Here is a 17,507-nt window from a genome sequence, read left to right on the forward strand (position 1 = left end):
TACAGTGATTTAATATTATACTTCTCTATACCCTCGTAGGGTATAATCCAAAAGTAAAAAGGCAAGATACAACATTTTAAAATTGTATCTTGCCTTTACTATTTGTACTATTTTTCTTTCATATGATGAACGATATGTTCGTCGATATAAACCCAGCCTTTCCACCCGATATGGACAGCATCTGTAATAACATATGGTTCATAGTCTTTATCAGTCATATCATAAATTTTACCGCCATTATCAGTTACAGTACGATGAATTTTATCATACACTGGTTGTCGTTTATCTTTTTCTACACCAATATGATCATACCATTTACCGTTAACCGGTATACTGATATATTCAACATCTGCACCCGCTTCACGCATTGTATCTACTAATAATTTCAAATCAGCAAATTCTGGCGAATTGATATTAAATTCATAATCTCGATTCATTCTGCGTTTATGCGCTTTAATCAATTTCCAATATTTATCTCGAATATGGTATTGGTTAGATTTAGAATGTGCTTCACCATATTGCGTTGCCACATCTCTCATTTCAGACCAAGACGCATCTTCATTTGTAACTGGTTTGACATGCTCTAACGGCACTTTTTTAAAGTTCATCAAACTTTTAATCGCTTCAATTTTAGTTAATTGATTTTCTTTAAATCCAGAAATATAATTACCATCTGTTTTACCATGATTTTTAGCTGTATCTCTCAAAAACCCTTTATTGTGGACGTTCTTAAACTGCAATAATCTTTTAGCATAACGCTGTTTCAATTCATCACTCATGTTTTTCTGATTAAACATTTGATTGATTTGATTTTGAGACATTCTTGCATCAAAATTCACGTTGGTCAACCCATGGTTCGTAAACCATTGGGGTGAAATGATAAAAGCAATTTTCTTTCCTTTCAAATCATCATATTGAGAGGCTAATTCCACTCCGTTGACTAAATCAGTATTTCCGCCAGTACCTAATAAAAAAGCTTGGCTTGGAGAATTATGCTTGTTCAAAGCTATTGCCGGATTAAAAGGATCATCTTTTTCTAGCTCACTTGAACCATAAATCGGATAATATTCTTTATTATGATGGAACAACTTATCTTGAATAAGCGTTCCTTTCAAAACTTGATCTGTTAAAGTCATACGATTTTCTGCCAACGTTTTTTTATTAACCAATCCTGTAAACCAACTTGATGGCAGCAATACAAAAACAATAAAAATTGCACCACTGATAAAAATCGGTAAAAATGGTTTTAATTTTTTACTCATTTAAGTTCTTCTAAAGCTTCAACAATTTTATTAGGAGTCGCCCACTCATCACGATCAAAGTCCATAATAGATACTTCAATTCCTAATTTATTTTGAATTTCCAATAGTAATCCTACTGTTTGGAAAGAATCGATAATACCTTCTTCAAAAATTTCAACATCAGGATTTTCTTTCACTACATCGTTTTCTGCAACCTCTGCTAATAAATCTAAAACTTGTTCTCTAAATTCCATAATAATAAATCTCCTTTTTTATTTAAATCAGTTTCCCTGAAAAAATTAAGAATCCGAATGTGACAAAGTGGAATGTGATAATAATACTTAGTGCTGTTGTAAAACGGTTGTCCCAACGTGGCGGGTGTTTCTTGCGCCAACGTTCGTAATAACCATAGCCAATAAATAACGCAGCGTGATAAAGTCCGTAGACAATATAATAAACTTCTAATCCATGCCAAACTCCCATAATAAAGAAGTTTAAGAAGAAAGCTACATTAGACATTGCAAATTGACTTTTCATCATTTTCTTTTTAGACATAAAGAATAATGATCTCATATAAATACAGTCTCTAAACCAAAATGATAATGTCATATGCCACCTATTCCAGAAATCTTTAATATTTCTAGATTTAAATGGTTGATTAAAGTTTGGTGGTGTCTTAATACCATAAATATAGCTGACTGCTATTGCGAACAAACTGTAACCAGCGAAATCAAAGAATAAATACATACTATAGGCATACATATATAACCAATGTTTTACAAAACCATGTAAATGCATTTGTAATGGGGAAACCCCGTATTTTTGTACGAAATAAGCAATAATATATTTATATAAAAAACCGAGCATAATCATATGAACCGCTTTTAAAATAAGTTCACGATATTCATCACCTGTCGGAACTTTCTTATCATCTTTTACAAATCGTTTATAACGGTCAATTGGCCCAGATGAAATTGTTGGGAAGAATGAAATAAATTGGAAGAGTTTTCCTAATTTAATTTCTTTAATTGACCCATCTCTAATCTCCATAATCAGTTGGACACTTTTAAAAGTTACATATGATATACCCAAGAAACCGATAAATTCAATCAACTTGTGTTCATGGAACTGAATTTGCTGCCCTCCAAGCCAAGAACTTGAAAAGACTTTTACTAAGGCCAATGGCAATATCGATAACGCCATCACGATAAAGAATTTAATGAAAGTATTATTTTTTGGTCGTGAATGATAATACCACATAATCAAGGCGGCTTGCCAAAGCATATATATAATAAAGCTGACAAGTTGAACACTCAAATATTTCACACCGAAAAAGTTTAATTTATCGGATGCAAATATAATTACAACCATAATTGCTGTACTAATACCATTATAAATATAGCTTCGCTTACCTAAAAATCCTAATATAATAACTGGTATAAGCAAAATAAAAGCAATTAAAAAGAAACTAAACGTGCCATAAGGTGTCATTAATTCAATTCCTCTGCGATTTTTTTACGGTCTATTTTACCATTTGAAGTTAATGGCAACTGATCCATCCACACAAACTTTCTAGGTATCATGTATTCGGGTAAGCTGGATTTTAAATCAGATTTTATCTCATGGGAAAGTTTTGCACTATCATCAACACTTTCTGTTGGTACAACTGCGCCAATAAGTTGTGTTACTTTACCATTTTTATAAATCGGTACGACCACAGCTTCTCTTACCCAACTTGACTGACGTAAAATTGTTTCAATTTCTTCAAGTTCCATACGATAACCGTTCATTTTAATTTGGAAGTCAATGCGTCCTTGGATGAACCATTGGTTATCTTCATATTTAGCTTTATCACCAGTGCGATAAGAACGTGCACCTTCATTTGTGCTAAATACGTCTTGTGTCTTTTCTTTATTTTTCAAATAACCGACACTTACACTATTTCCTGTGATAACAAGTTCACCTTCATCAGTAGTTGATAAAGTTGTACCTGGTCGTGCTTGGCCAACTGGCAATGTACTGTATTTTTCCAATATCTCAGGTGTGATTTGAATACTTGTCACAGCCACTGTAGCTTCTGTTGGCCCATACGTATTGTAAATTGTTGCAGATGGGAAACGCTCTACCAATGCTTTTGCGGTTCTGTGAGGTAAAATCTCACCACAGAAGAAAAATTCTTTCAAACTAGGATATTGTTTTTCATCTAAAGTCGGTAATAGTAAGCACATTTCAATAAATGATGGTGTAGAAACCCATACATTAATAGGCGTTTTTTGCAACATATCATTTAAAAGCTTAGGCTTTTTAATCATATCTTTATCAACTAGATTTAATGTGCCGCCTGTAAACAAGCAAGGATAAATTGCCATCACTGACAAGTCGAATGAAAACGGCGCTTGATTCAACCATTCTTGCCCTTTTCCTAATTGATTTAAATCTTTCATCCATTCTGCAAATTCAACTAAACTTGCATATTGGATTTGGACACCTTTAGGTTCACAAGTAGAACCTGATGTGAAAATGGTATAAACTACATCTTCAGGTTTCATACATGATTCAAAAGTTTCGGGCGCTGATGCATTTTGTACATCTTTAATTGTTAATATCTCACCCTGATGAAATTCAAATGACTCATCACTTGTGTCAAAAATAAACTCAGGTTCTGTTTTATCAATAATCATAGTAGTACGCTCATGAGGTACTGAAGTATCAATAGGTACATAACCGCACCCTGCTTTTATGCCTGCTATCATACCGACTACCATGAACGGCGACATATGACCATATAAAATAATTGGCTTTTGACTTCTTTGAATCAAAGTTGCTAATTGATTAGATAATACATCTAATTCTTGATAAGACAGTTTTTCATCAGTATGTCTTACTGCTATACTATCAGGACTGTCTTCGACGATACTGTTTAATACGTTAATTATATCTCTCATAACTATCTCCTTTAATTAGAATTCATTGTAAATAAAGTTATTATGGGTATCTCCCGATCCATATATGAGGTACAAAGTAATGAATATTGCTAAATAAAGAGCAGTTAATAAATATGGCTTCAGTTTTTGCATTGTTTCAAATTTTGTTTCGGGTTCTTTGGACTTCATGCTGCACCTCTCTTGTTAATTTTAATTTTTTCTTAGGTACAAGTGTGACATGTGCATCTCTTGTTAAATTCCTCTCCCTAATTCAACAAAAATATAATTCATTATAATCTTTTTCTCATATATTTTCAATTGTATAGGGTGTAAATATAGAAATATTTATCACTTTCCATCCCTTTTACTCCCTTTCATCTCAACGCTTTTAGTTTTTACAGGAAATAAATGGACTGTTTAAAGCATTTCACACACTTTAAATTTACTCGTTAAGTTTACTTCTACCTTTACAAAATTTCAATATTTATACAGGTAACATAATTGTAATACTCTATTATATTTTCTTCCTCATTCTTCAGTAGTAGGTACGAATTTTTTTAATTTAAAAAGCAGCACTTCCCCTTTTAATCATGGGTAAATGCTGCTTTGCTTACTTTATTTTTTATTATCTGTGACAGGTGTAATAGCTGGTTGTCCTTCCAATACAGCTTTTACATTACTGATAGAAAGTTGAATCATTCTATCTCTTGTTACTACAGAAGCACTGCCGATATGCGGCAAAACAACTGTGTTGGGTAATTTTAATAATGGATGGTCAGTAGAAATTGGTTCTTCTCTAAATACATCTAATCCCGCACCTGCAATTTCACCATCTTTTAATGCCTGTATCAAGTCTTCCTCAACTACAGTAGCACCACGTCCGATATTGACAAAAATTGCATCATTACGCATTTTTTTAAATGCAGAACGATCAAATTTATCTTTCGTTTCAGGGGTTAACGGCGCAGTACATATAACAAAATCACTGTTTTCTAATAATTCATCAAAAGTTACATAGAGTACTCCTAATTCTTTTTCAGCAATGCGATGACGACTGCGGTTGTGATACATAACATTTGCCTCAAAACCTTTTAAGCGACGCGCAAACGCTTTACCAATATCTCCCATACCGAAAATACCTACTTTTGAACCGTGTACATCTTTACCTGCTAAAAGATAAGGTCCCCAACTCTTCCATTTGCCGTCTCGAATATATTGTTCTGCTTCAACTATTCTGCGTGCAGTTGCTAACATTAATGTAAAACCTAATTCTGCTGTTGTTTCTGTTAGTACTTCAGGAGTATTTGTCACCGTTACACCACGTTCTTCAGCTAGTTGGATGTCGATATTATCATATCCTACTGCCAAATTCGCAATAATTTTCAAATTAGGTGCAGCATCTAATGTTTCTTCATTAACTTTTTCGCTCAATGTAATAAAACATGCATCTGCATCTTTTAATTCTTCTAGAAATTTTTCGCGTGGCATTGGGACAAATTCTTCGTCCCACATTTCAACCTCTGCAAATGCTTTTAATTGCTCTACAAATCGTTCTGGAATTTTCCGTGTCACTAGCACTTTAGTCATAGTAACACCTACCCTTCTAATTCATTTAAAACCTCATTCAAATCTTTGAATGTGTAAGTTGGTTGTGTTTCTTTTTGTGCAAGTTCTTCTTTACTTGTTACACCTGTTTGTACATGAATTGTATCAATATCTGCATTTATTCCTGACATTATATCTGTTTCATAAAGATCGCCTACCATTGCGACTTCGTCTTTAGGTAACTTCAATATGTCCATGGCCATATCCATAATGATAGGTTGCGGTTTACCGATGAATGTCGGTTGAACTTGAGTGGATACTGTTATAACACTTGTAATTGCACCATTCCCAGGTAAAAAACCGCGTTCATTTGGTATAGAAATATCTTGGTTCGTAGAAATGAATTTAGCACCGTTACGTACACCTAAAGTAGCCTGTGCAAATTTATCATAATCAACATTAGTATCTAAACCAACTACCACATAATCTACATGAGTATCGTCGATTAAAGTAAGGCCTGCATCTAATAAAGCAGTACGGATACCGCCTTCTCCTATAACATATATCGAAGCATTAGGATTTTCTTTTTTAATATAACCTGCAGTTGCTAATGCTGAAGTAATAACTTCTTCCGGTTTCGCTTCAATTCCGAAACCTGCTAATTTCTTAACAACATCACTTGGTACTTTAGTTGAATTATTTGTCACAAAAAGATGAGGAATATCTTTTTCATTCAAATAATCAATAAATTGCTTTGCTCCATCAATTTCATCAGAACCTCTATACATTGTTCCATCTAAATCAATCAAATAACCTTTATATTGTTTCATTAAGTTAATGCTCTCCTTTTCCAAATGCAGTCACAGGCACATTTTCGTTATTTAAAAAATGAATTACTTCATCAATAAAATTACGATAATCAGCAAGTGATGTGTCAAACAAAGGAATCAAATCCTCTGTATTTAGTTGATCATACTCATGAACAAAACGTTTACGTACATCTACCGTTTTATTAATTCCCTCTTGGGTTTTTGGCGAAATTACTTTCTCCAATTCAAGAATATCAATAACATCCTTATAATTTCCTGGATCTCTTAAAACAAAACCATCAATAATCATATTTCCGATATCTACAGAAGATTCAATCAGCATTTGCGCAATTCTTTCAAATGCATAATGATTTTCTTTTTGTTCTGGGTAATCTTCTGTTAATTGTTTTAAATAATTCAATTTAAGTTCTAATTTCTCTTTATCCACAAAATACATGCCAATCACTCCTATTCCTCTCAATCATATCACATCTTTGCAGTACAATTCATTAGTAGATATACTTGTATAAAGACGCTGTAAAGGAGTCGATTAAATGATAGATATGTTTTTATATGATGATAATGAAGAAGCTGACGTTCAATACGTAGGAATGGTTGGAGAAGAAAGTCGTTATGATTTAATGATGTTTCAGACCAATCGTCATTATGGGAAAGTTTTAGTATTGAACATGCAGACTAACAAATTCGGTATCATCGGACCGGATGATTTAGCTGAAGATGGGTACGTCGCATATGTATTAGGAGTCAGTGATGCTGAAGGCGAAGAACTTACAGACTACTTAAAAGATGTTATACCGAGTGGGACTTTTGATAGTGGGGAATATTAATAAAAAAGGTTGAGATATCAATTTTGAAGAATGATATCTCAACCTTTTATTAATGTTCTGATTCTTGTTCTTTTGGAATACTAGGCTCTATTTTTACATCATGCAATTTATCTGAAGGATTATCAATAAGCTCACTATCTCCTGATTCACGTATATTTTTTAACTCTCTTTCAGGTATGCGTCTAAGTACAAAATAAGCACAACCGAAATTACAGTACTCTAATAAATAATCTTGAATCGTTGAAAATCGTTTACTGATTTCAGCTTTTTTATTTGAGTCTTTATAAAAACCTTTTAAACGCAATTGTTCATAACCGAAATCACCGACTACATAATCATATTTATCTAGAATCTCAGAATAACGGTTTACGAATTGCTCTTCATCAAAGCAATCACGATATTCTTCTATTAATTCAAAGTATTTATCTCCTGCTTTAATCATCATTCTCACCTAATTTATATTCATTGTTCTTACTTATCTGTTAATATATTTTCCATTATACAACAAAAACTTAGATACCATATCCCATTATGGCACCTAAGTCTCTTAAAACCCAAACTATTAAAATGAAAGAAACGAGTCTTTTGACTCGCCCTTTCTAATTTTCACTATAAAATATTACGATTATGCTTCGTTTTTAGCCGCTTCTAATTTTTCATCACCAATACGTTGTCTTTCTTTAGCCGCTTCATTAACTTGCTCATCTGCATGATAAGAACTACGAACTAATGGTCCAGCTTGGCAATGTTTGAATCCTTTTTCCATTGCTACTTTTCTTAATTTACCGAATTCTAATGGAGAATAATATTTTTGAACTTTCAAGTGTTTACGAGAAGGTTGTAAATATTGACCAATTGTCAAAATATCTACGTCCGCTGCACGTAAGTCATCCATTGTTTCATGAAGTTCTTCAATAGTTTCACCTAAGCCTACCATGATACTTGATTTTGTAGGAATATCCGGTTGTAATTCTTTAGAACGTCTTAAGAATTCTAATGTACGATCATAAGTTGCACGTGCACGCACTCTTGGAGTCAAGCGGCGTACTGTTTCAATGTTATGGTTTAAAATGTCTGGTTTTGAAGCCATTAAAGTTTCAAGTGCATCATAATCTCCGCCCATATCTGAAGGCAAGATTTCAATCGTTGTATATGGATTGCGCTCTCTTACTTTTCTGACAGTTTCAGCATAAACATTTGAACCTGCATCTCTTAAATCATCACGCGCTACTGCTGTGATTACAACGTGTTTTAAATTCATTAATTCTACTGATTCAGCAACACGTTCTGGTTCACCTAAATCTAATTCGTTCGGCAAACCTGTCTTAACTGCACAGAAACGGCAAGCACGCGTACATACCGCTCCTAAAATCATAAATGTAGCTGTACGGCGTTCGCCCCAGCATTCATGTATATTTGGACACTTTGCTTCTTCGCAAACAGTGTGTAAATTCTTCTCACGCATCATCTTTTTCAGACCGGTATAGTTTTCGTTCGTGTTCAGCTTAATCTTCAACCAATCTGGTTTACGTAAAATTTCTTCATTTTTTGTAGCCATTACAACACATACCCTCCTGTGTACTCATCTTCACCTTATTATAACGAACTTATAAAGAAATGAAAACGCTATAACTCATAATTTCACAGTTCTAATAATTTCTTTTTGAAAATATCCCTTAGAAACTCAGGCATGAGATACTCTGTCGGTAAATCCTTAAAGATAGGAAAATAACGTCCAAAGGTATACATATCAATTGTTCCTAAAGTATAAATGTGGTCATCTTCAATTTCTTTACCTTGAACAAAGAAACGTGCTTCAGATTCAATATAACCCATGTTATATAAAATGTAACCGCCAAAAATATCACCTCGGAAGCCCAATCCTTGTGCATGCTCATGCATATAATTTTGTTCTTCTGCAGTCAAAATCACCGATTTCAAATCTTTCCCTGATATTTTTATTCTGACAGCATTAATAGGATGCGGCAGCATTTGATGCACATCAAATTCTGTTACCCTTGGACCATCAATACCTTTAACTATCAGACCTGCATTAATAATTGTACAATCTGCATGCGTAAATTCATATACACTTTGTGCAAGAAGATATGACGTTTTAGTGATGATATCTGTACGTCTTGGTAAATCAATTGGATGATCAATAATAGGATCACTCATTAAACTTTTTCCTTCTTCAGCAAAATGCGTGTCAACTTCAGGCAAAGTGTCTACCGGCAATAACTTTGCTTCTTTATGTACTACTTTTTTATTTTCAATGTTTAAATCAACTTCGCCAAGATAATGTCCATATTTACCTGCCGCTACCATCAAAACACCATTCTTCATTTCACCGTGCTCAAAATAATGATGTGTATGGCTTCCGAAAATTACATCTATTTCAGGCAGCTCTTCGCATAATTTACGATCAAAGAAAATTCCGCAATGACTCATCACAACGAGTACATCATACTGCCCTTTTTGTTTTTCAATTTCATCTTTGATGGCTGCCATCGGATCTGTAACTACCCAATCCAAAGCACGGTAAAAAGGCGTAAATGGTGCAGTTGCTGCCACAAATAAAATACGCGTATCTTCAATGGTTTCTATAAAACTTGAAGTCATATGATGCGGAAGATTGCCTTCTTCATCAAATACATTGCTGCAAGTCACTGTAAAGTCTGCATCTTCATATAATGCATTCAAATCATCATGCGAAATAGTCATACCTTCATTATTTCCTATTGTCGCGATATCACAATGAGCAGCATTTAATAGTTGAACGTTTTTTTGGCCATGAGTCGCTTCAGTTACAGGTGCAGACAAATCCACGTGGTCACCGATATCGATGTAGAGAGACGGATGGTTTAATTCAGGTCTATGTTGAGCCATATACGCTGCAATTCTTTCATAGTCATGTAAATGACTATGAATATCATTAGTATGGTAAATCGTTAATTCCATGCTTAAGTGTCCCCCTTTAAAGAATTGATTTTATAATTAAATAAATACCCATCAAAAGCATGACTGTACGCAGTAATACAACTACAGTATTGGATTGAATAGATTGATTAATTTTAACACCTAATTTAGCGCCAAAATAACTCGATATAACTAAAACAATTGCATAATGCCACGCGACATGCCCTTGAAAAATATGTCCAATTGAACTCATTACACTAGAGAAGAATATCATCATCATACTTGTCCCTACTGCAACATGAGGCGGGAATCGAAAAACAATTAACATTAACGGCGTCATTAATGCGCCACCGCCAATTCCGAATAACCCTGTCAAAATACCAATGCCAAAAGTAGTGAAAAAGGCAAATACTGGTGGAACATGATAATGATATGTAGTGCCGTCATTCGCAATGTATGTACGTTCATATTTCTTTTTTTCAAATAGGCTGATAGGTTTTATATAATAACGCACCATCAAGATAATGGAAACAAAAATTAAGAAGATTCCAAAGTACAAATTAAATGAATCTAAAGTTAAATATCGACTTATTAATGAGCCGAATAATGAACCCGGCAATAAACCAAACAAAAAGATGTAACCATTTTTGATATCTACTTGTTTAGATTTCATATACCCTAATGTTGATGTTAAACCTGTCACAATCAAAATGATTGAAGAAGTACCGATGGCAATTTGCGGTGTGATTCCATTAAGCAAGTGGTGCTCCACACCAAAATATACCAGAGTCGGTACTATAATAATGCCTCCGCCAATGCCAACAATTGAACCTAATATGGCAGACAATGCACCGATCAGAATGAGTAATAAAATACTCAGCATTTAATCACTTCCTAGAATAATTTAAGTTGTTGCGGAGCTAAGCCTTCATAATCAATGCCTAAAATTTCTTGAAGTTCTTTTGCATTTCCAGCTGCATGACCGCCTGAATTGTTATTAAAAACAACATATATTTTTTTCGCTTTATGTTCGATGATGCGTAATTGATCGGCTAAATTTTCTAATTCAGCAGTTGAATAATTATACAGATAACGCACATCTCGCCATGCTTCATCTGTCATATCTTGTTTAGTCCATCCATGTCTATTACGTCCATGATAGCGTACAAACGCTGTATCAGTCGTAATTCGATTAACCATGGGCGCCGATCCTTCTCCAACTTGCGGTTCGTCTACAATCGCATGAATTAAATGTTGCTCAGTTAAAAATTGAAGTGTATTTTCTTTCATACTGTCTTCAAACCATGTTTGATTACGAAATTCAATACACACTGGAACGTCTTTTAATTGTTCTCGCACATAACGGATATAATTGATATTTTGTGTCTTGCAGTCAAACCACGGCGGAAATTGTACCAATACCATCGCTAATTTATCCGCTTCAACTAATGGGGAAATCATCAAACGAAATTGTTCAAACAATTCATCTCTTGTTTCTGCAAATTCTTTATAATCTGCATGCAACGTCAAGGCTTGATGAATTTTTACAACGAACTTAAAACGTTCAGGTGTTTCTTTAATCCATTTACGTATATTGCGTTCTGGCTGAATGGCATAATAAGACGCATCTAATTCTACTACTGGAAAATGACTAGCATACGTTTTTAATTTATCTGTTTTTCGACTTAAATCAGTATAAAGCGAGTCATGATCGCCCCAACCTGTCAGTCCTATATCTATCATAGTAATCACCAGCTTCATTTTATCATATTTTATCGCGAGAACACTTTGCGTAAACTCATATTTACCTTTTCTATAAAAAAGTAAAAGAAGATGCTGTAAAGTCTCTCAGCATCTTCTTTCCCAACTATCTCTTAATTCCAGTATTGCTCATTTCTTCAATTTCTCCCACAATAGTATCAATAATTTCACCAGCTTTTTGACTAGTTGCGAGTCTGGGTGTCTGACCGCTCCATAATGACATCAGTTTATCATTATGTTGCGCTGTAGAAGCTTTTCTGATTCCTGACGTTAATTGATTTTGAATGGGATAGTCAGGTATTTCTCCACCAAACTCAGATAAATAATTAATAAAATCGTTTCGAATGCCTCGGGCCATCTTGCCGCTGAATGCATTCGTTAAAACTGTAGAAGTATCTGTGCTATTTAATATCGCTTCTTTATACGCAATATCTGCCCCACTTTCTTGTGAGGTTAAAAAAGCTGTACCCATTTGTACTCCAGAAGCGCCAAGTATCAAACTGGCTAACACACCACGCCCATCCATGATGCCTCCAGCTGCAATAACTGGAATGGTAACTGCATCTGCTGATTGAGGAATCAATGAGATACTTCCAATCATCGGATATTCTCCATTTTCTTTTATAAATGAACCTCGGTGCCCGCCTGCTTCACTTCCTTGTGCAACAATAATATCCATTCCAGCTTTTTCATTAGCTACAGCTTCTGCTACTGAAGTTGCGGTACCCATCACAACGATATCATGTTCATGCATTCTGCGAATCAATGATTCGTCTGGAATGCCGAAAGTAAAGCTCGCGATAGGTACTTTCTTTTTAATAAGTATCTCTACTTGCGATTCTAATAACTGATCTTGTGATAAATTAATAACTGGATTTTCCAAGTTTAAAGCACGTCGATATGGGCTTAGCCATGCATTCATTAAATCCACTTGAGCTGGAAGTAATTTTTGATTATTTGGCACAAATAAATTTACAGCAAAAGGTTGTGACGTTAATTTTTTTACAGCATCAATTTCTGCTTCCAAACGTTCTAAGCCGAAATAACCTGCACCTATCGTTCCTAAGCCTCCGCTTTCACTGACATGGGCAACTAATTCAGGAGTTGTATTGCCCGCCATTCCTGCTTGAATGATCGGATATTTAATTCCTAATTGTTTACTAGCTTTTGTATTTGACCACATCTCTATCTCTCCTATATCATAGTCATTTTCTTATAGCCATCTTATTTTTTGCCTTTAATTTGTTTGTTTTTGTGCTTCAAGCGTTGCTCTACCATATTTTGTTCTCGTTGATCCATTTCATCTTCAATATCTAAACCTAAAAGCTGCTCTATTAAATCTTCCATTGTGATAATAGCATCTGTACCGCCATATTCATCTAACACAATTGCGATGTGTTTTCTAGAAGCAATCATTTTGCGCATAACCCATTCAGCTTTGTTATGCTCATTGACAAATAAAGGTTCTGAAATAAAGTCGCGTAATGTTTTATTATGCTGTCGGCTCCATATCAATAAATATTTGGAATGGAATACACCTACAATGTCATCAATATCTTCATCATAAACTGGGTAGCGCGTATAGGGATGCGACATTATTATTTTATAAACTTCATCATAAGGTGTATCAATAGAAAATGCTGTAACATTCACCCGAGGTGTTGTATCAACATCATTGACTTTTAATTGATCAAACTCCATCACACTTTGCAGACGGTTACGTTCATATTCATTAAACGCACCTTGAGTACCTGCAATTGCTACCATTGTCCGAACTTCTTCTTTAGACATTTTTTGTGCTTGGAAACGATCGTTGACTAACATTCTATTAATTAACCCTGTTAAAGCATTCAATATTTTTGTAATCGGCGATAAAATAACTACAAAAAAATGAATGACTGGATATACGATTCTTGATATTGCATCAGGATAAGTCGCTGCCACAGATTTCGGAATAACTTCTGAAATTATGATGACAACAACAGTAATAATTGCCGAAGCAACTCCAACATTCCAACCATGATCCACTGCATAAATGGTTACTAACGTAGGCAATACGATATTCGCACTGTTATTAGCAATTAAAATTGTAGTGATGAACTCTCTTGGCTTATCTAGAAGCTTCACTAATTTTTTTGCACGCGGATCTCCTTTTCTACTTTCAGTCTTCAACTTCACTTTATTGGCTGCTGTTAATGCTGTCTCACTTCCAGAAAAGAAGAACGACATAAAAATTAAAACAATAATCGCTATCATCATGATGGCAGACACTCCTTCTAAACAGATGCATATTCGTAATTTAACTGTGTATTTAAGATTTAAATTCCCTTAACGTTTACTATGTAAACTGATAAAAAAATTACTGAATCTATCAATAATACCTTTATTTTACACAACTTTTTCCTTTTGAAAAGTATGATTTAAATGCGACACATATTAAGAAGAAAACTCAAAAACCAAGTTATATACCAGGTTCCTGAGTTTTAAAAGAAATAGGTTAAATAATACATAAAGTGCAATATCATAAAGATAGCTGCTGCTATAATAGAAGCTGTTAAAAAACGATTGCCATTGATTTCATCATACTTTTTCAATTTTACACTGCAAATAATACTGCCAATCGCAAACAAGGGACTGACTAACGTTAAAATTATGAAAATAACGGTAAATATCTTTAATAATGTCGCTGTATTTTTCATATCTGGACTCCTTATCCGTTACATGTTGTCTTTTTACAATTTATAAACTTATATTATTTATACCACAGTGAGTAAATTATTAAAAATATAAGCAAAAGCAGCAGTATAAATATTCCACTGCTGCTTTCAAAGTTATTCTTTTAAAGTATTCATAATTGTTTCATTTTCTATTTGTGTAATATCCGAAATTTCATCTACATTTTCGATAATATATGTTTTATGGTTTGCCAAAAGTTTTTGAACAGTGTTTCTAGCCCATCTCCCATTTGCTTGATGGTCTTTACTAAGGTTTGCATATGTTGTACTCACTGTTTGAAGTAAAAATGTTTCATCAAATGACCAATCTTTACTTAAGCTGCGCGCAACGATTTCAGCCACTTCATCTGGTGTATAAGCTGGAAACTCAATTGTATATGGAACACGTGATTTCAGACCTTCATTCTCATCTAAGAACCTTTCCATATCGTTTGTATAACCGGCAAAGATGGCGATGAATTTATCTCTGTAGTTTTCTAAAGAAGTAATCAATGTCTCTACTGCCAAATGACCAAAATCATTCTCACCGCCTGACGCCAACTGATAAGCTTCGTCTATAAACAATACACCGCCCATAGCTTGATCGACAGCTTTAGCAGTATTCTTTTCAGTATGACCGATGTAAGACCCCACTAAGTTTTGTCTATCTACTTCAACTGCTTTATCTTCTGACAAAATTTCAAGACTATAAAAAATCTTAGCAATTAAGCGTGCGATGGTTGTTTTACCTGTCCCTGGAGGTCCTGTGAATACCATATGATACGTCGGTTTGTCTAAAACCATCCCTTTTTCTTCAAACAATTTATTCGCTTTGACTTCATTAATCAATTTCTTAACAAATGATTTCACATTATCTAAACCTACAAGTTGATTGAGTTGATTTAATAATTCATCTAAATCTTCAGTTTGCGTATCGTTCGCAGTCATTTGTAAAAGATCTTCATCAATTATGCATTGCAAATCTTCTGGATTAACTTCTTCGCTTTGAGCTAATCTCGAATTCTGAATCATGATTAATTTTTCATTGAAATTGCGCACCCAACGTGCGTTGCTATTATCATTGGACTGATGTAATGCTTTCACTAATTGTTTTCGATATAATTCTTGGTTATATTCAAGGCCTTGCTTAAATAAAATAGACTCTCCGATTTCTATCATTTCTTTATCATTATAATCTTCAAATAAGAAATTATGTTGAACACGTGATTGAAGACCAGGATTCATATTGAAGAAATCATACATTTCATTTGTATAACCCGCAAAAATAATTATAATTTCATCACGGTAATCTTCCATAAATTTAAGTATGGTATCTAATGATTCTTGTCCTGGATTAATCGAACTCTCATCATAGAGTGTATATGCTTCATCTATAAAGAGAATGCCGCCCTTTGCTTTTTCTAATATTTCTTGTGTTTGTACTGCTGTTTCTCCCACAAAAGGACTGACTAATTGGTTTCTCGATACTTCTATGAAGTTATCTGATTTTATGACACCGTTATGATATAATACTTTTCCAAGTAATCGGGCTACAGTTGTTTTACCTGTGCCTGGGTTACCTAGAAACACTGAATGCAGAGAAATATTATCATAATGCAAACCATTTTCTTTCTTCATTTGATTCACTTTCATGTTATCGATAAACATCTTCACTGTTTTTTTAACAGTTTCTAAACCGATTAAAGAATTTAAATCATTAAGAGATTTTTCAGCTAACTTTGGATCTTTTACTTCTTGAGTTGATGATTTTGATAATTCTTCTGTATTATCATTAACAGTTTTATTAGTAGGATCATCTATCTCTATTACAGAATAATCGCTATCTTCTTCGGAAAAGAAAGGGTCAAATTCAGCTTCAGGATCAAATGAGATATCCTCATATGAAGATTGTTCTAATTTAGTAGACTGGGATTGAGATTTTGTTTGTTTTGTCTCTTCTTCACTGAACTTCACATCTGTATTCGACACTAATACTGAATCATCATCACAAAGCACCTCTATTTTATTATTTGCAATAATATTTTGAGCAAGAACGATTGCTTTATCTCGTAATATAAATTTTTTATCACCATTACCGAGTAAATATAAATTTTCAATAGTAATACTCACATCATTTTCAGCAGAAAAAGGTATTAATGCATTTTCATAATCTATATAAAGGTTTTCAGAAGTCAAAAAGAAGAATTTTTCACCATTAATATTTGATTAACTTTAGAGTTATTAATATTAACATCTGAATGATTTGAAATTTTAATCCCTGTAATTAAACAACCCTCAAACTTTGCATTAGAATAATTATCCATTTCAATAGTACTATACCTGCTTTCACTCAATATAGTAACTTGATAAAATTCAACATTTGATGCTTCACAAAAAATAGGAGGATTAATTTCAGTATTTTTTATAATTACATTTCGAAAAACAACTTTACAGTTATTGGATAGATGTATTTGATTATCTGAAGCTAGGTCAATGGTGACATTCTCAAATAAAACACTTCCTTCTATCTGAAAACCCGCTTGAATTATTGTCTCTTCAGGTTTTCTATTACTTCTAAAAGTTATTTCCACTCCTGAAGGTATAGATAACCCATTTTCTATCAAATAGGGTTTATCGGAAGGAGTAAAAACAATAATATCACCGCTCGTTGCTTTATTTACGATTTCATTTGGTTTTGTTTTACCAAAACCATGCCCGATTGTAAGTGGTCTTCTCATTTTTCCAC

Annotated in this window: 19 protein-coding genes; 1 reads left to right on the forward strand and 18 read right to left on the reverse strand. The window is 33.7% G+C overall.

All coding sequences use genetic code 11. The annotated features are described in order from the left end of the window. Positions 1 to 107 precede the first annotated feature (107 nt). The 8 genes from dltD to hepT all read right to left on the reverse strand — a co-directional run bounded on the left by dltD (position 108) and on the right by hepT (position 6,976). A complete protein-coding gene (gene dltD, locus A4G25_RS05250; RefSeq protein ID WP_047132896.1) occupies positions 108 to 1,262 on the reverse strand; it encodes a D-alanyl-lipoteichoic acid biosynthesis protein DltD in 1,155 nt (384 codons plus the stop codon). Further along, on the reverse strand, positions 1,259 to 1,495 hold the full coding sequence (gene dltC, locus A4G25_RS05255; protein ID WP_015899794.1) for a D-alanine--poly(phosphoribitol) ligase subunit 2: 237 nt from the start codon (positions 1,493 to 1,495) through the stop codon (positions 1,259 to 1,261). The genes dltD and dltC overlap by 4 nt, the downstream gene beginning before the upstream one ends. A gap of 22 nt (positions 1,496 to 1,517) precedes the next feature. Next, positions 1,518 to 2,732, reverse strand: coding sequence for a D-alanyl-lipoteichoic acid biosynthesis protein DltB (gene dltB / locus A4G25_RS05260; RefSeq protein ID WP_047132895.1), 1,215 nt, complete (start codon positions 2,730 to 2,732; stop codon positions 1,518 to 1,520). Beyond that, the gene (dltA, locus tag A4G25_RS05265; RefSeq protein WP_047132894.1) at positions 2,732 to 4,186 is read right to left on the reverse strand and encodes a D-alanine--poly(phosphoribitol) ligase subunit DltA; all 1,455 of its coding nucleotides are present in this window, start codon (positions 4,184 to 4,186) and stop codon (positions 2,732 to 2,734) included. Before dltA ends, dltB begins: the two co-directional genes overlap by 1 nt. Before the next feature lie 15 nt (positions 4,187 to 4,201). Further along, on the reverse strand, positions 4,202 to 4,318 hold the full coding sequence (locus A4G25_RS05270; RefSeq protein ID WP_371093434.1) for a teichoic acid D-Ala incorporation-associated protein DltX: 117 nt from the start codon (positions 4,316 to 4,318) through the stop codon (positions 4,202 to 4,204). Between the two features lie 462 nt (positions 4,319 to 4,780). Then, on the reverse strand, positions 4,781 to 5,752 hold the full coding sequence (locus A4G25_RS05275; RefSeq protein WP_047132893.1) for a 2-hydroxyacid dehydrogenase: 972 nt from the start codon (positions 5,750 to 5,752) through the stop codon (positions 4,781 to 4,783). A gap of 8 nt (positions 5,753 to 5,760) precedes the next feature. Then, positions 5,761 to 6,540 carry a TIGR01457 family HAD-type hydrolase gene (locus A4G25_RS05280; RefSeq protein WP_047132892.1) on the reverse strand — a complete coding sequence of 260 codons (780 nt, stop codon included), beginning with the start codon at positions 6,538 to 6,540 and terminating at the stop codon, positions 5,761 to 5,763. A gap of 4 nt (positions 6,541 to 6,544) precedes the next feature. Then, positions 6,545 to 6,976, reverse strand: a complete 432-nt coding sequence (hepT, locus tag A4G25_RS05285; protein WP_047132891.1) for a type VII toxin-antitoxin system HepT family RNase toxin — start codon at positions 6,974 to 6,976, stop codon at positions 6,545 to 6,547. Between the two features lie 97 nt (positions 6,977 to 7,073). Between hepT and A4G25_RS05290 the strand changes: the two genes are divergently transcribed. After that, the gene (locus A4G25_RS05290) at positions 7,074 to 7,367 is read left to right on the forward strand and encodes a DUF3055 domain-containing protein (protein ID WP_047132890.1); all 294 of its coding nucleotides are present in this window, start codon (positions 7,074 to 7,076) and stop codon (positions 7,365 to 7,367) included. A 49-nt stretch (positions 7,368 to 7,416) separates the two neighbouring features. On the opposite strand, the gene A4G25_RS05295 is transcribed toward A4G25_RS05290, so the two are convergent. From A4G25_RS05295 to A4G25_RS05340, 10 genes are all read right to left on the reverse strand, one after another. Continuing rightward, entirely contained in the window at positions 7,417 to 7,809 is a 393-nt protein-coding gene (locus tag A4G25_RS05295) for a YutD family protein (RefSeq protein ID WP_047132889.1), read from the reverse strand. A gap of 183 nt (positions 7,810 to 7,992) precedes the next feature. Further along, positions 7,993 to 8,925 (reverse strand): lipoyl synthase, encoded by a 933-nt coding sequence (gene lipA, locus A4G25_RS05300; protein WP_015899786.1) that lies wholly within the window; start codon positions 8,923 to 8,925, stop codon positions 7,993 to 7,995. A gap of 83 nt (positions 8,926 to 9,008) precedes the next feature. Then, complete coding sequence (locus A4G25_RS05305) at positions 9,009 to 10,328, reverse strand: bifunctional metallophosphatase/5'-nucleotidase (RefSeq protein WP_047132888.1); 1,320 nt, start codon at positions 10,326 to 10,328, stop codon at positions 9,009 to 9,011. Positions 10,329 to 10,344: 16 nt separating this feature from the next. Then, complete coding sequence (locus A4G25_RS05310) at positions 10,345 to 11,169, reverse strand: sulfite exporter TauE/SafE family protein (protein WP_047132887.1); 825 nt, start codon at positions 11,167 to 11,169, stop codon at positions 10,345 to 10,347. A gap of 11 nt (positions 11,170 to 11,180) precedes the next feature. After that, positions 11,181 to 12,029, reverse strand: coding sequence for a DUF72 domain-containing protein (locus A4G25_RS05315; protein WP_047132886.1), 849 nt, complete (start codon positions 12,027 to 12,029; stop codon positions 11,181 to 11,183). A 124-nt stretch (positions 12,030 to 12,153) separates the two neighbouring features. After that, a complete protein-coding gene (locus A4G25_RS05320) occupies positions 12,154 to 13,230 on the reverse strand; it encodes an NAD(P)H-dependent flavin oxidoreductase (RefSeq protein WP_047132885.1) in 1,077 nt (358 codons plus the stop codon). A 41-nt stretch (positions 13,231 to 13,271) separates the two neighbouring features. Then, the gene (locus A4G25_RS05325; protein ID WP_047132884.1) at positions 13,272 to 14,306 is read right to left on the reverse strand and encodes a hemolysin family protein; all 1,035 of its coding nucleotides are present in this window, start codon (positions 14,304 to 14,306) and stop codon (positions 13,272 to 13,274) included. Between the two features lie 224 nt (positions 14,307 to 14,530). Next, positions 14,531 to 14,746 (reverse strand): hypothetical protein, encoded by a 216-nt coding sequence (locus A4G25_RS05330; protein ID WP_047132883.1) that lies wholly within the window; start codon positions 14,744 to 14,746, stop codon positions 14,531 to 14,533. A 132-nt stretch (positions 14,747 to 14,878) separates the two neighbouring features. Beyond that, on the reverse strand, positions 14,879 to 16,957 hold the full coding sequence (locus A4G25_RS05335) for an AAA family ATPase (RefSeq protein ID WP_063164624.1): 2,079 nt from the start codon (positions 16,955 to 16,957) through the stop codon (positions 14,879 to 14,881). Further along, positions 16,954 to 17,499, reverse strand: a complete 546-nt coding sequence (locus tag A4G25_RS05340) for a hypothetical protein (RefSeq protein ID WP_063164625.1) — start codon at positions 17,497 to 17,499, stop codon at positions 16,954 to 16,956. The genes A4G25_RS05335 and A4G25_RS05340 overlap by 4 nt, the downstream gene beginning before the upstream one ends. Between the last annotated feature and the right edge of the window lie 8 nt (positions 17,500 to 17,507).

Source organism: Staphylococcus condimenti (genome assembly GCF_001618885.1).
In the GTDB taxonomy this organism is placed as follows: domain Bacteria; phylum Bacillota; class Bacilli; order Staphylococcales; family Staphylococcaceae; genus Staphylococcus; species Staphylococcus condimenti.

Bases quoted from the DNA above. Each gene is read 5' to 3' on its own strand.
- dltD (WP_047132896.1), bottom strand. From the start codon at position 1,262: ATGAGTAAAAAATTAAAACCATTTTTACCGATTTTTATCAGTGGTGCA.
- dltC (WP_015899794.1), bottom strand. From the start codon at position 1,495: ATGGAATTTAGAGAACAAGTTTTAGATTTATTAGCAGAGGTTGCAGAA.
- dltB (WP_047132895.1), bottom strand. From the start codon at position 2,732: ATGACACCTTATGGCACGTTTAGTTTCTTTTTAATTGCTTTTATTTTG.
- dltA (WP_047132894.1), bottom strand. From the start codon at position 4,186: ATGAGAGATATAATTAACGTATTAAACAGTATCGTCGAAGACAGTCCT.
- A4G25_RS05270 (WP_371093434.1), bottom strand. From the start codon at position 4,318: ATGCAAAAACTGAAGCCATATTTATTAACTGCTCTTTATTTAGCAATA.
- A4G25_RS05275 (WP_047132893.1), bottom strand. From the start codon at position 5,752: ATGACTAAAGTGCTAGTGACACGGAAAATTCCAGAACGATTTGTAGAG.
- A4G25_RS05280 (WP_047132892.1), bottom strand. From the start codon at position 6,540: ATGAAACAATATAAAGGTTATTTGATTGATTTAGATGGAACAATGTAT.
- hepT (WP_047132891.1), bottom strand. From the start codon at position 6,976: ATGTATTTTGTGGATAAAGAGAAATTAGAACTTAAATTGAATTATTTA.
- A4G25_RS05290 (WP_047132890.1), top strand. From the start codon at position 7,074: ATGATAGATATGTTTTTATATGATGATAATGAAGAAGCTGACGTTCAA.
- A4G25_RS05295 (WP_047132889.1), bottom strand. From the start codon at position 7,809: ATGATTAAAGCAGGAGATAAATACTTTGAATTAATAGAAGAATATCGT.
- lipA (WP_015899786.1), bottom strand. From the start codon at position 8,925: ATGGCTACAAAAAATGAAGAAATTTTACGTAAACCAGATTGGTTGAAG.
- A4G25_RS05305 (WP_047132888.1), bottom strand. From the start codon at position 10,328: ATGGAATTAACGATTTACCATACTAATGATATTCATAGTCATTTACAT.
- A4G25_RS05310 (WP_047132887.1), bottom strand. From the start codon at position 11,169: ATGCTGAGTATTTTATTACTCATTCTGATCGGTGCATTGTCTGCCATA.
- A4G25_RS05315 (WP_047132886.1), bottom strand. From the start codon at position 12,029: ATGATAGATATAGGACTGACAGGTTGGGGCGATCATGACTCGCTTTAT.
- A4G25_RS05320 (WP_047132885.1), bottom strand. From the start codon at position 13,230: ATGTGGTCAAATACAAAAGCTAGTAAACAATTAGGAATTAAATATCCG.
- A4G25_RS05325 (WP_047132884.1), bottom strand. From the start codon at position 14,306: ATGATGATAGCGATTATTGTTTTAATTTTTATGTCGTTCTTCTTTTCT.
- A4G25_RS05330 (WP_047132883.1), bottom strand. From the start codon at position 14,746: ATGAAAAATACAGCGACATTATTAAAGATATTTACCGTTATTTTCATA.
- A4G25_RS05340 (WP_063164625.1), bottom strand. From the start codon at position 17,499: ATGAGAAGACCACTTACAATCGGGCATGGTTTTGGTAAAACAAAACCA.